The following is a 13,198-nucleotide window of genomic DNA, read 5'->3' as shown; positions in this document are numbered from 1 at the left end:
TAGAGTATGCAACTGAATTCCACTGAAATTTCAGAACTGATCAAGAGTCGTATTGCTCAGTTCAATGTGGTCAGTGAAGCTCGTAACGAAGGTACTATTGTTCAGGTAACTGACGGTATTATCCGGATTAATGGCCTTGCTGATTGTATGCAAGGTGAGATGATCGAGCTTCCTGGCAATCGTTATGCTATTGCACTGAACTTAGAGCGCAATTCTGTCGGTGCGGTAGTAATGGGTCCTTATGCGGACTTAACTGAAGGCACCAAAGTAAAAAGCACTGGCCGTATTTTAGAAGTACCGGTTGGCCCACAGCTGTTAGGCCGTGTGGTTAACACCTTAGGTGCGCCTATCGATGGTAAAGGCCCTATTGAAGCGGCAGGTTATGCGCCGGTAGAGAAAATCGCCCCGGGCGTAATCGACCGTCAATCGGTTGATCAGCCAATGCAAACCGGCTACAAGTCTGTTGATGCCATGATCCCTATCGGTCGTGGCCAACGTGAATTGTTAATCGGTGACCGTCAGACCGGTAAAACGGCGCTGGCGATTGATGCCATCATCAACCAGAAAACCACTGGCGTAAAATGTATCTATGTCGCGATTGGCCAGAAAGCTTCTACCATTGCTAACGTAGTACGTAAGCTGGAAGAGCACGGCGCGCTGGCGAACACTATCGTGGTAGTTGCCTCTGCGTCTGAAGCGGCTGCTCTGCAGTTCCTGGCGCCCTACTCTGGCTGCACCATGGGTGAATACTTCCGTGACCGCGGTGAAGATGCACTGATTGTATATGATGATTTGTCGAAGCAAGCAGTAGCTTATCGTCAAATTTCATTACTGTTACGTCGGCCACCAGGTCGTGAAGCCTACCCGGGTGACGTATTTTATCTTCACTCTCGTTTGCTGGAGCGGGCATCGCGGGTTAACGCCGCCTATGTTGAGCGTTTAACTAACGGCGAAGTAAAAGGCCAGACCGGTTCATTAACTGCGCTGCCAATTATTGAAACCCAGGCTGGTGACGTTTCTGCTTTCGTACCAACTAACGTAATCTCGATTACTGATGGTCAGATTTTCTTAGAATCAGACTTGTTTAACGCCGGTATCCGCCCTGCGGTTAACGCCGGTATTTCAGTATCGCGGGTAGGTGGTGCAGCGCAAACCAAGATCATCAAGAAACTGGGTGGTGGTATTCGTCTGGCATTAGCCCAGTACTCAGAACTGGCGGCATTTGCCCAGTTCGCGTCTGACTTAGATGAAGCAACCCGCGCCCAGTTAGAGCACGGTCAGAAGGTGACTGAGCTGATGAAACAGCTGCAGTACAGCCCAATGTCTGTTGCTGAAATGGGTCTGTCTATTTTCGCTATTGAAAAAGGCTTTATGAAAGATGTTGAAGTGGCCAAAATCATCGATTTTGAAACTGCTTTACTGTCTTATATGAAAGCGGAGCACGCCGAGCTTATGGCTGATATCGCGAAAACCGGTAACTACAACGATCAAATCGAGTCGTCGCTAAAAGCGGCCATTGAGAAGTTTAAAGCAACTCAAACTTGGTAAAGTACGCGGGTGGCTATGGCCACCCCGTTCGTTGAATGAAACGGAGATACAGTCATGGCCGGTGGTAAAGAGATAAAAAGTAAGATTGGGAGTATTAACAATACTCGCAAGATCACCAGTGCTATGGAAAAAGTTGCGGTCAGCAAAATGCGCAAAGCGCAGGAGCGCGTAGCTGCAACCCGCCCATACGCTGCAGGTATGTGCAAAGTTATCGGGAATATTGCTCAGGGCAACATCGAATACCGTCATCCGTATTTAGCGGAACGTGACGTAAAGCGGGTTGGCTATATCATTATTTCAACCGATCGCGGGCTTTGCGGAGGCCTGAATACCAACGAGTTTAAGAAAGTTGTGCTGGAGTTAAAACACTGGCGAAGCCAGAACGTAGAAGCAGAGTTTGCCGTTATTGGCAACAAGGCGACCGCGTTCTTTAAGCGTTTCGGCGGTAAAGTAGTAGCACAACAAACGGGTTCAGGTGACATACCACGTTTGGCTGATGTGATTGGTTCGGTTAAGGTGATGCTGCAAGCGTACCTGGATGGCCGGATTGACCGCTTATTCCTGGTATATAACACTTTTGTTAATACCATGAAGCAAGAGCCAGTGATCAATCAACTCTTACCTTTGCCAAAAGCAGATATTGCTAAGCAAGCACATAGCTGGGATTACCTGTATGAGCCTGATCCACAACCTATTTTAGATATGTTGATGGACCGCTACATCGAATCACAGGTTTACCAGGGTGTTGTTGAAAACGCAGCCAGCGAACACGCTGCGCGTATGGTGGCAATGAAAGCGGCTACCGACAACGCTGGTAACTTAATGGACGACCTGAAGCTGGTGTATAACAAAGCACGTCAGGCCGCTATTACCCAGGAGCTCAGCGAGATTGTCGCAGGTGCGGCAGCTGTAGGCTAAGGTGAACAGTTTTGAGAAATTTGAGGAAACATCATGAGTCAAGGTAAGGTCGTCCAAATCATTGGCGCCGTTGTGGATATCGATTTTCCACAAGACGCGGTACCTAGCATCTATGACGCGTTAAACGTGACTGACGGTGATCTGGCTGGTTTAGTGCTGGAAGTACAGCAGCAGCTGGGTGGCGGTACAGTTCGTACTATCGCAATGGGTACCACCGACGGTTTACGTCGTGGCACCCTGGTTGGAAATTCAGGCAAAGCCATTCAGGTACCTGTCGGTAAAGCGACCTTAGGTCGTATTATGGACGTATTAGGTAACCCGATTGACGAAGCTGGCCCTATCGGTGAAGAAGAGCGCTGGTCAATCCATCGCGCTGCGCCTTCATACGAAGAGCAAGCGGCATCAAACGCCCTGTTGGAAACCGGTATTAAAGTTATCGACTTAGTATGCCCGTTTGCCAAAGGCGGTAAAGTAGGTTTGTTCGGTGGTGCCGGTGTTGGTAAAACCGTTAACATGATGGAATTAATCCGCAACATCGCCATCGAGCACAGCGGCTACTCAGTATTCGCCGGTGTAGGTGAGCGTACCCGTGAAGGTAACGATTTCTATCACGAGATGAAAGATTCTAACGTACTGGATAAAGTATCGTTAGTGTACGGTCAGATGAACGAGCCACCAGGTAACCGTTTACGCGTGGCGTTAACCGGCTTAACCATGGCAGAAAAGTTCCGGGAAGAAGGCCGTGACGTACTGTTCTTCGTGGATAACATCTACCGTTATACTCTTGCCGGTACTGAAGTATCAGCCTTGTTAGGCCGGATGCCATCAGCGGTAGGTTACCAGCCTACGCTGGCTGAAGAGATGGGTTTGTTACAAGAGCGTATCACTTCGACCAAAACCGGTTCTATCACGTCTATTCAGGCTGTTTACGTGCCTGCGGATGACTTAACCGATCCGTCTCCAGCCACGACTTTCTCGCACTTAGATGCGACGGTAGTACTGAGCCGGAACATCGCTTCACTGGGTATTTACCCGGCTATCGACCCACTGGATTCTACCTCACGCCAGTTAGACCCGTTGGTTATCGGTAAAGAGCATTACGACGTAGCTCGTGGCGTACAGACGATACTGCAGCGTTACAAAGAACTGAAAGACATCATCGCTATCTTAGGTATGGATGAATTGTCTGATGAAGACCGGACCTTAGTTTACCGTGCGCGGAAAATTCAACGGTTCCTGTCTCAGCCGTTCTTCGTTGCTGAAGTATTCACCGGATCGCCAGGTAAGTACGTACCGCTGAAAGAAACTATCCGTGGCTTTAAAGGCATTCTGGAAGGTGAGTATGATCACATGCCAGAACAGGCTTTCTACATGGTAGGCTCTATCGACGAAGCGATCGAAAAAGCGAAGAAGCTTTAAGCAACCAGCTTTAGGAGAGTGAAATGGCGATGACAGTGCAACTGGATGTAGTAAGTGCTGAAGAGAAAATTTTCTCTGGCCTTGTTGAGTCCGTGCAGGTCACAGGCAGTGAGGGCGAGTTAGGTATTTTACCTTTTCACGCCCCGTTACTGACTCCTCTGAAACCTGGCATGGTCCGTATCGTCAAGCAGTTCGGCGAAGAGCACGTAATTTATGTAGCTGGAGGGGTAATTGAAGTACAGCCCGACGGTATCATAGTGCTGGCCGATGTTGCGGTACGCGGCGAAGACTTAGATGAGCAGGCCGCCTTAGATGCCCAGAAGCGGGCAACTGAAGCAATGCAAAATGCCGGTGCAGATTTCAACTATGCCGAAGCGGCAGCGCAACTGGCCGAGGCCATTGCTCAGCTGCGGGTGATTAAGAAACTGCGGAAAAAGTAAGATTACGTTTGTCAGAAAAGCCACCTTAGGGTGGCTTTTTTGTTTGTTTACTGGCGCTGCAGATAAATTCTAACCTTCGTATAGCCAATTACCTAAATTAGATTACTCGTTGACAAGAGGTTCAACTCATATAGCATGATGATAATTTGAAGTTATTTATATGTTTTTTAATGTTTAAAATAATCTTTTTAAACGAGAAATATTTATTCAGGAGCCATAGCAATGGACGAAACGGTTACTCGGCTAAAGCTAGGTGATTTTGTTCTTGATATCTCACAAAGAATTCTGTTTCAGCATGGTACGGAGATAGCTGCAGAACCTAAAGTAATCGAACTCTTAGAGTACTTATGTCATCAAAGGCACCGCTATGTCAGTTTACAAGAGTTACATGAAAGTGTGTGGCCGGGCCGAATAGTAAGTGATACGGCAGTACGGGGAACTATCAAAAAGCTCAGGTTGTTACTTGCGGATGAAGATATAAATCAGCCCAATTATATCAAGTCGATTTCCAAACGTGGTTATAAACTGATTTGTCCGGTCAGTGCGCTTAGTAATGAGATATGGCATACCAGCTCTCATTTAACCAGTGCTAACCCTGAAACTGGGGATACTGTGGCAACAGCCGACAATAATATTGTTACCACTTCAACAAAGAGTGTAAAGGCTTACGCCCTCAGACCCTGGATTGTGTTGGTTAGTATTGGCATTCTTATTTTTATTATTTATATGTGGTTATCTAACACGATTTCAGAGATACCCGCTCCCATCAAACCGCCACAACTGGAATTGCTTTCTGGATTTCCTGGAGAAAAGCATAATATTACTGTTTCAGTTGATGGCCGTTCCATTGCGTTTACCGGTAGAACTTCTGTTCAGATGGATAACCAGATATTTTTACTGGACAGGGCTACTGGATCTTTGCGTCAACTGACACATGACGCAACAAATGCTCTCTTTCTTACGTTTAATCATGATGATAGTAAGCTGATCTATAGTAACTATGAGCCTGGTAATTCATCTTTACATTTAATAGACCTGAAAAATGAAACTCAGCGAACGTTAATTACCGGTCAGCAAATGATCACTACGGTAAATCGTGGCCGTACGCCGTCAGAAATCCTTGTGGCAATGATAATAAACGGTCAGAGCGCAAGCATGTTGTACCGGCTAGATCTTGAATCAGCAAGCGCTGAGCGCTTACTTTCAGTCAATTCCAATGATGAAAATGTCATTCTGGCCGCCTACTCTCCAGACAAAAGGTTGCTGGCTACAGTAATAGCTGATAACAACAAAACCTATTTACAAATAATTGCTACCGAAAACGGTAAGGTTCAGCAACAGATGTCGAACCAACATGCGCTTAGTAAAATAAGCTGGCTAACGAACTCTCAGCTAGTTCTGCTGGATGATAACCAGCTGCAGCTATATGACTTTTATAGTAATAAGCGCCATCAGATTATAAGCAATCAAGACGGCTTAATCATTGATATCGAAAAGGGCAAGCCTGACGAATTGGTGCTATTGGAAAAGACCCAGCCTAGAGCAAACCGCTATTTTTCAGAGTATTCACTTAAAGACACAGCGACATTGAATATTCTGGATGTCAGTAATCAGGTTACATCGATGTTTTATGCCGCAGATCCAAAAATAAAATGGATAACTTTGTTGCAACAGAGCCAGCATGTGATTGCAAGATATGAGCATAATGGGCGTAATACCAACGAGTTATTAACTAGTTATGACTCCATTGAAATTCTTGACTCAGCTGAAGATGATAGTTTTCTATTATTGAAAGTTGGTAATAATCTGGTTGTATTCTGGCCTGAAGCTCAGGTCCTGCACTATATAAGTAACGATCGTCAGGTGGTTAGTGACGGTATTATCAATACTAATCAGAGGAGTATTCTGTTTGGCGAGCGCGTTGCAGGCAATTGGGAAATCCGTCAGTTTGACTTGAGTGATTTTAGTCTTACAACGGTACTTCGCGGTTACCGTGCTGTGCGGCAATCATCGACAGGTATATTTCTAGCTGACGAACAAGGCGCGTTATTCTGGCGACCAAATTTTGCTGCTTTATCCAAACCTCTGCATCAGACAATCAGTTTTGCATACATCAATCGCTGGCATGCGTTTGGCAATCAACTGCTTTGGACAACATTTGACTATCGCTATACTTATTTACATCAGCTGGATGTTGTCAGCGGCGAGTATTCTGCAGAAGCTAAACGCTTTTACGAATTTTATCCGCGGATAGCCGTTAAAGGTGAGCAAGAAAAAGTTATGACAATGTCAGTTAAAATTAATAACTCTAAAATTCAATCACTTAACTTAAGTGTATTCAAGTAACTAAAAGGCAATAAAAAAGCAATGGGATAATTATTTATTAACACAGTGGTTTCTCTATGGTTGATGGTGTCAACCAACAGGAGAAATATACTATGAAAAAAATTATAATCTTTACTGGCGTAATCTGTTTTGCTTCAACTTTTCTTAATACTACTCAAAGTAACCAGTCTCTAACGAATATCTTATCAGAGCTGAACTCCGCAGAATGTGGCTGGTTTTTATGTAAACCACCAAAGGCATCAGAACATCTAACAAGCCAAAATAGTTAAGGAGTATCTTATGAACTCTCAAGACCTCACTATTCTTGCGCTTGAATCGGTTAGCAGTTTTACGAAGCTAGAACAGTTTCTCACGCAGCTGATTAGCCGCGAGCATTTTTTGTGGTGTAGCGTCATATCACAAGATGAAACGTTAATTCATGTTGGCGCTTTTTCTGAGAACAGAGCGCAGTTAGCTACTACGCCATTCTTGCGTGAATATTGCTCACGCAACCTTAACGCTGCATATTATCCGGCAGAAAAAATACTTGCAGGTAGTGACTATCCAGCAGGCAGCGGTGTGTTTGTGGTGCCGGTGCAATCCGATAAAAGTGGTATTTGCTGCTTGTTGATGGGGACAACTTCGATGTCAGATCCTAATGCATTTGTTGTGGAAGCAGGTTGGTATTGGCTGATAATTGCCCCCTATATTTATGAGTGTTACCGCCGATGCTGCCCTTTCAATCGATCTGCTGCGCCACTGACAAAACGTGAACTGGAATGCTTAAACTGGGCTGCCGCTGGCAAAACATCCTGGGAAATAGGCCATATTCTGGGGATCTCTGAACGAACTGTAAATTTCCACATTGGAAATTGTATGCAAAAAACAAATAGTGCCAATCGTCAGCAAGCGATATCTAAGTGCTTGTCTATTGAAATTATTTCATGCGGCACATTCTAGTTAAAAAAATAATAGCACCTTATAGCTGGAATACCGAGGTGTCTGAGTATCTCTGTGTTCGCACAACAGAGGTGCTTTTTATCGGTGTTCATGCTTGAAAAGCATCACGCCAAAAGGCCGCTATCAATTAACTCAAAAGTAGAGGTTATTGTGGACCGAAAAATTACAAAAAGGCCTCCCTATCGCAAGATAGCGATGCTGGTATTTAGTTTGCTGCTTTCCTGCTCCGTATTGGCGGCAATTTACTCTAACAATGAGAAGCAATTTTCCGTTGCTTTGAATAGTGTAGAAATAGGTACGGTGCAATTAGGCAGTTTTACTGAAAGCCTGGGTTTACGCGGTGTGATTCAACCCAGTAAGACAGTCTATCTGGATGCGATTGAAGGAGGACGGGTTGAAAGTCTGTTTGCTGAGCCTGGACAGTTAGTGAGTAAGGGGCAACCCCTACTACAACTCTCTAATACTATGCTACAGCTCGATTTAATCAGTCGTGAGGCTCAGGTTTCAGAGCAGATTAATTTTCTGCGGAATACCCAGATATCGTCAGAAAATAACCGGCTTAATCTGCAACGGGATGTGCTTGATACTAAACACACTATTACGACCCTGGAACGCCAGCTGACCCAAGCTCATTTGCTCAAGACCCGTAATTTAATTCCTGAGGAACAGATTACTACGTTAGAGCAAGAGCTTAGTTATCAGAGAGGTAAGCTTAGCTTAACAGAGAGGCAGTTGCAGCAGGAAGAAGATATCAGGGAGCAGCAACTGTTGCAGTTAACTGACAGCGTCAATCTGTTACAACACAACCTCGAATTAGCACGCAGCCATGCCCGCGACCTGAAAATTATTGCACCTGTCAGCGGCTATCTGAGTGAATTTAGTGCTGAGCAAGGTGAGTTTAAAACGGCTGGTGCGCGGTTAGGGCAAATTGATTTACTGGATTCATTCCGGTTGGATGTTCAGATTGATGAATACCATCTGAATCGCGTTTATCCGGGCATGGCTGGCCGGTTACAACTCGGGCAGGAAAGCGTGGAGGTCATTCTGAGCCGTGTGGATAGCCGTGTCACAGGCAATATGTTCAAAGCAGAGTTTGAACTGCCTGCTGATTTAAAGCAGTTGCGGCGTGGACAAACCCTGCACCTGACACTCCAGCTCTCAGATCCTCAGCAAACAACAGTCATGTTACCTAAAGGCGCTTTTCTTACTGACAGCGGTGGGCACTACATTTTTGTTGTAGAGCAAGAAAACAAAGCAAAAAGAAGAGACATTAAATTGGGCAAACAGAATAATAAATTTATTGAAGTATTGGCTGGGCTTTCGCCTGGAGAGAAAGTGCTTATTTCCAGCTATCGTCATTTTAATAATGCTAACTCTATCACATTAAAAGATTAAGGATATTTGAATATGATTAGTTTAAACCAGATTTGGAAAGTGTTTGCCACCAGCGAAGTTGAAACAACTGCATTGAATAATGTTTCATTAGCGATCAGCTCCGGTGATTTCGTGGCTGTAATGGGGCCCTCCGGCTGCGGGAAATCAACGTTGCTGGGTATTCTTGGGCTGCTAGACCGGCCCAGTGGTGGCGAGTACATTTTTGATGGTGCAGATATTGTACAGTGCTCTGAAAGGGAGTTAGTAAAGATTCGCCGCGACAAATTAGGGTTCATTTTCCAAAGCTTTAATTTAATTGATGAACTGACCGTTTTTGAAAACGTTGAGTTGCCACTAATTTATCAGGGGGTGAGTGGTGCAGATAGAAAGAAACGGGTTGAGGAGATACTGACTAAGGTTGATATGGCACACCGGGCTGGACATTTACCGCAGCAATTGTCTGGTGGACAGCAGCAACGGGTTGCCATTGCGCGAGCTTTAGTGACGCAGCCCCGGCTGATACTGGCAGACGAACCCACAGGTAATCTTGACTCCCGAAACAGCGATGAAGTGATGCAGCTGCTGTCAGCCTTAAACAAGGAAGGCGCTACCATAGTGATGGTGACACATTCAGAACGGGAAGCAGTGTTTGCGAACAGAGTGGTACAAATGTTAGATGGATGTTTAACAGAATCACGGGTGGAGGCGTTAAAGTATGCTTAATAACAATACTTTGCTGCTTAACTATGCCAAAACTTGCTTGCGTAGCTCTGCCCGGCAATGGCAACAAGTCATGCTGAATATGGCGGGGCTGAGTGTAGGGCTGGCGGCTGCTTTGCTTATCTTGTTGTATGTTCTTTATGAATCGGCATATGACAGACAACATCATGATGTCGGTAATACGTATCGCGCAGAGCAAATTTTTATTCCCATTGATCAGCGTTTTCCTATCAGTAGCCCGGCTATTGCACAGCTATTAAACAACTACGATAAGAACATACGAATTACACGCTTTAGTAGTCAGGAGGTAAACATTCGGCATGCTTCAGGCAGAAGTGTGCGTGAGCTGATGTTATATGAGCCGTTGGCAGTAGAAGCAAATTTTACTGACTTTTTTTCGGTCGAGGTTCTATCGGGGGATCTGGCACAAACTTTGGAGATGCCTAATCGGATAGCATTATCCGAATCGGAAGCAGAGCGTTTATTTGGTTCAACAGATGTACTTGGACGTCAGCTGGTCAAGGATAATCAGCTACTGGATGTTACCGCTGTGTATAAGAACTTTTCTGAACAAACGCACTTGGTAGCAGGGTCCTTGCGTCGTATTGATGAGTCTGAGTTAAGTCGGCCTTTGGTTATTAATAATGTTTACAGCTATCTTCGTTTACCGGTCACGCTTGATAGGGTGGCGTTGGAGCACTACCTTACTGAGCAACTCAATGCAGAGGGGTACGGCGGGCAAAAAATTGCTCAAATTAAGCTGCGCCCCCTGGCATCGATTCATTTGCATTCTAACTTATCCTACGAGTTCAAAGTGAATGGTTCATTTAGAACAGTACAGATTGCCATATTACTGGCAGTATTACTGCTGTTTATAGCCACTATCAATTATGTAAACATGAGTACCGCCAGGGCTGGACAGCGTGCTAAGGAGGTTGGCGTTCGTAAAGCGCTGGGTGCAGGAAAAAGTAAGCTTATCAGTCAGTTTATGCTGGAATCAGTTGGTTTTTGTTTGCTGTCTGGAGGGGTGGCTGTTCTGCTGGTGTATCTTAGTTTGCCGTTTTTTAATCAACTGGTTGGACGTTCAATCAGTCCTGGTTTACTGGATGTTGTCGGTCTTACGCTGCTGGTAGCGGTAGTCATCGGCTTGATCGCTGGGCTTTATCCTGCATTTTTCATGTCGTCTTTTGATGCAAAGCGGGTACTGAGCGGCGATTTTCAACGTGGCAGCAGTGCAGCCTGGTTACGAAAAAGCTTATTGATGATGCAGAGCGCCATTTCTGTTGCGTTGATTGTTTCTGCTTTATTTATTCAGCAGCAACTGCAGTTATTGCAATCAGCACCAACAGGCTATGACCGGGAACACCGGTTAATGGCTGAAGGGATCCCATACCAGCAATTGTTTGGCGAGGCCTCTGCTAACATGATCACTGCGCTACAGCACCAACCTGGAGTCGTATCAGTCAGTCAACTTGATACCAAGCTGACAGACACGGTTTCCCAGGCAATTAGTTTGCAGATTCCCGGACGAGCTGAACCGACTCCGATGTTACGCCAGCTTGGAACAGGTTACGATATTGTCAGTGCTGCCGGGTTTCAATTGCTTGCAGGACGTGATTTCTCAAGACAGTTTGCCGCTGACTGGTATCACCAGGCAGGGGATAACTACCGTGGTTCAATTATTATCAGCGAAGAACTGCTGCGTCAACTCGGATTTAGTGAGTATGAGCAGGCATTAGGGCAGACGTGGCAGTATATTGAGCACGATGGTAAAGTGGCACAACTGACCGTCGTCGGGGTAATTGCAGATGTGCAGATTGGTTCAGCATTGAATCGCCCTGAACCCTTAGTGTTGACCTGCGGTTACTCAGTACTGGATAAAGGTCAGTTTCTGCTGTCTATAAAACCAGAACAACTGTTTGCTACGAGTCAGGTGGTGCACGATTTACTGGCCGACAGGCTGGCAAGGGATGATATAAAACTGAGTTGGCTATCAGAAGAGTTCTATCAGGTTTATCAGGCTCCACGGCGGCAAGGGGCGGTAGTAACCAGCTTCGCGGTGCTTGCAATATTGCTTACCTGTGTTGGTCTGTTCGGCCTCTCCTCATTCAGCGCTGCATTACGAACACGTGAAATTGCCATAAGAACTGTCTTGGGAGCCGGGCGTTTTGGTTTAATCCGCCTGTTAACGCTTGAATACTTGCGCCTGGTGTCAATCAGCGCAGTGATGGTTATGCCTCTGGTTTTCTGGTTAATTGAACGCTGGCTAAGCAGCTTCAGTGTTCGAATTCAGCAAGGGCCAGGGGAATACATCATGGCATTAGTGTTAACTTTGATTATATGTACGCTGACAGTTGCTGGAATCGCTTACCGGACAACCAGCAAATCCCCTGCTTTAGTCTTACGTCAGCAATAGGAGGAGGCTTATTATGCTAAAAAAAAACAAAACAGCGTTGCTAGTCCTTTGTCTTGCACTGATCGGTTGCAGTCAGACAGATAATTTGCTGGTTCAATTTCCTGGCATTCCAGAAGATGCTGCTGGCATAGTAAAGCGGGGTGAGCGGTTTAAAAATCTCTATCCGACCCCTGAGAGTTATCCTCTTCAATGCCAATATGATTGTTATCAGCCACAATCAGTTTTACAGTGTAATCAGAAAGCCAGTCAATGTTTGATTGACTGGCCCTTTACTGTTTTAGAGCCTGTTGGCTTAACGCTGACCTGGTTCGGACATGCCAGCTTTGAACTTGTGTTACCCCAAGGACAGAGAGTGTTATTCGATCCGGTTTCTGCCGGCTTCGATTGGCCAATTAACTGGCTCGCTGCGTTGGCAGGGGATCGTCGTCAGGCACCTCCACGTTTCATAACGCAAAGAAATGCACCTGTTTCAGCAGTGTTTTTTTCTCATGCACACTTCGATCATTTAAATAAAGCTGATTTGAAGCAACTTGGCGCCTCGCCAGATTATTACCTGCCCTATGGCATGGCCCGCTATTTTCCGCAGCGGGGATACCGTCTTCACGAGATGAGTTGGTACAGCTCGGTAACTGCGCATCACATGCAGATCCACTTTGTGCCAGCCCATCATTATAGCGGTCGCGGGCTTTATGCGCTGGATGGTGACAAAAGTCTGTGGGGCGGCTGGATACTGGAGATTGACGGATACAAAGTATATTTTGCGGGTGATACCGGATATTCGCCTATTTTTAAAGATATTCAACGAAAATATGGCAACATGGATCTTTGTTTGTTGCCCATAGGTTCATATCATGGGCCAAATTACCGCAATGCGCACCTTGCACCCGAAGATGCCCTGACGGTGGCGCAAGAACTGAATTGCCGGGCGATGATTCCATGGGGCTACGGAAACTATAGCTGGAATATGGGGGATATCAGTTCTCATTCTGCGTTAAAACGACTACTTACGATGTATCAGCGGGAGCAGCCTGAAGTGCAGTTGCTGGTCTTGAATGAAGGAGAGGGCATTAACCTGTAA

The 13,198-nt window shown here is 45.7% G+C and carries 10 protein-coding genes; all 10 read left to right on the top strand.

The genetic code is table 11. The features are described 5' to 3' along the window. Window positions 1-6: 6 nt before the first annotated feature. The 10 genes from atpA to WG68_RS07980 all read left to right on the top strand — a co-directional run bounded on the left by atpA (window position 7) and on the right by WG68_RS07980 (window position 13,198). A complete protein-coding gene (gene atpA, locus WG68_RS08025) occupies window positions 7-1,548 on the top strand; it encodes a F0F1 ATP synthase subunit alpha (protein WP_046557145.1) in 1,542 nt (513 codons plus the stop codon). A 54-nt stretch (window positions 1,549-1,602) separates the two neighbouring features. Next, entirely contained in the window at window positions 1,603-2,466 is an 864-nt protein-coding gene (gene atpG / locus WG68_RS08020) for a F0F1 ATP synthase subunit gamma (RefSeq protein WP_046557144.1), read from the top strand. Window positions 2,467-2,499: 33 nt separating this feature from the next. Further along, window positions 2,500-3,885 carry a F0F1 ATP synthase subunit beta gene (gene atpD / locus WG68_RS08015; RefSeq protein ID WP_046557143.1) on the top strand — a complete coding sequence of 462 codons (1,386 nt, stop codon included), beginning with the start codon at window positions 2,500-2,502 and terminating at the stop codon, window positions 3,883-3,885. A 23-nt stretch (window positions 3,886-3,908) separates the two neighbouring features. After that, a complete protein-coding gene (locus WG68_RS08010) occupies window positions 3,909-4,325 on the top strand; it encodes a F0F1 ATP synthase subunit epsilon (RefSeq protein ID WP_046557142.1) in 417 nt (138 codons plus the stop codon). A 222-nt stretch (window positions 4,326-4,547) separates the two neighbouring features. Beyond that, window positions 4,548-6,671, top strand: a complete 2,124-nt coding sequence (locus tag WG68_RS19080; protein ID WP_052749016.1) for a winged helix-turn-helix domain-containing protein — start codon at window positions 4,548-4,550, stop codon at window positions 6,669-6,671. A gap of 279 nt (window positions 6,672-6,950) precedes the next feature. After that, window positions 6,951-7,610: a helix-turn-helix transcriptional regulator gene (locus WG68_RS19970; RefSeq protein WP_083981830.1), complete on the top strand. Its 660-nt coding sequence runs from the start codon at window positions 6,951-6,953 to the stop codon at window positions 7,608-7,610. A gap of 90 nt (window positions 7,611-7,700) precedes the next feature. After that, window positions 7,701-9,005, top strand: a complete 1,305-nt coding sequence (locus WG68_RS07995; protein ID WP_083981829.1) for an efflux RND transporter periplasmic adaptor subunit — start codon at window positions 7,701-7,703, stop codon at window positions 9,003-9,005. A gap of 12 nt (window positions 9,006-9,017) precedes the next feature. Beyond that, complete coding sequence (locus tag WG68_RS07990; RefSeq protein ID WP_046557141.1) at window positions 9,018-9,707, top strand: ABC transporter ATP-binding protein; 690 nt, start codon at window positions 9,018-9,020, stop codon at window positions 9,705-9,707. Between the two features lie 70 nt (window positions 9,708-9,777). Further along, on the top strand, window positions 9,778-12,120 hold the full coding sequence (locus tag WG68_RS07985; RefSeq protein WP_161796356.1) for an ABC transporter permease: 2,343 nt from the start codon (window positions 9,778-9,780) through the stop codon (window positions 12,118-12,120). 13 nt (window positions 12,121-12,133) lie between these two features. Then, window positions 12,134-13,198 carry an MBL fold metallo-hydrolase gene (locus tag WG68_RS07980; RefSeq protein WP_046557139.1) on the top strand — a complete coding sequence of 355 codons (1,065 nt, stop codon included), beginning with the start codon at window positions 12,134-12,136 and terminating at the stop codon, window positions 13,196-13,198.

The sequence above is a fragment of the Arsukibacterium ikkense genome (assembly GCF_000987775.1).
Lineage (GTDB): Bacteria > Pseudomonadota > Gammaproteobacteria > Enterobacterales > Alteromonadaceae > Alishewanella > Alishewanella ikkense.
Note: the sequence above shows the minus strand (reverse complement) of the source record. Positions and strands in the feature narration are given on the sequence as shown.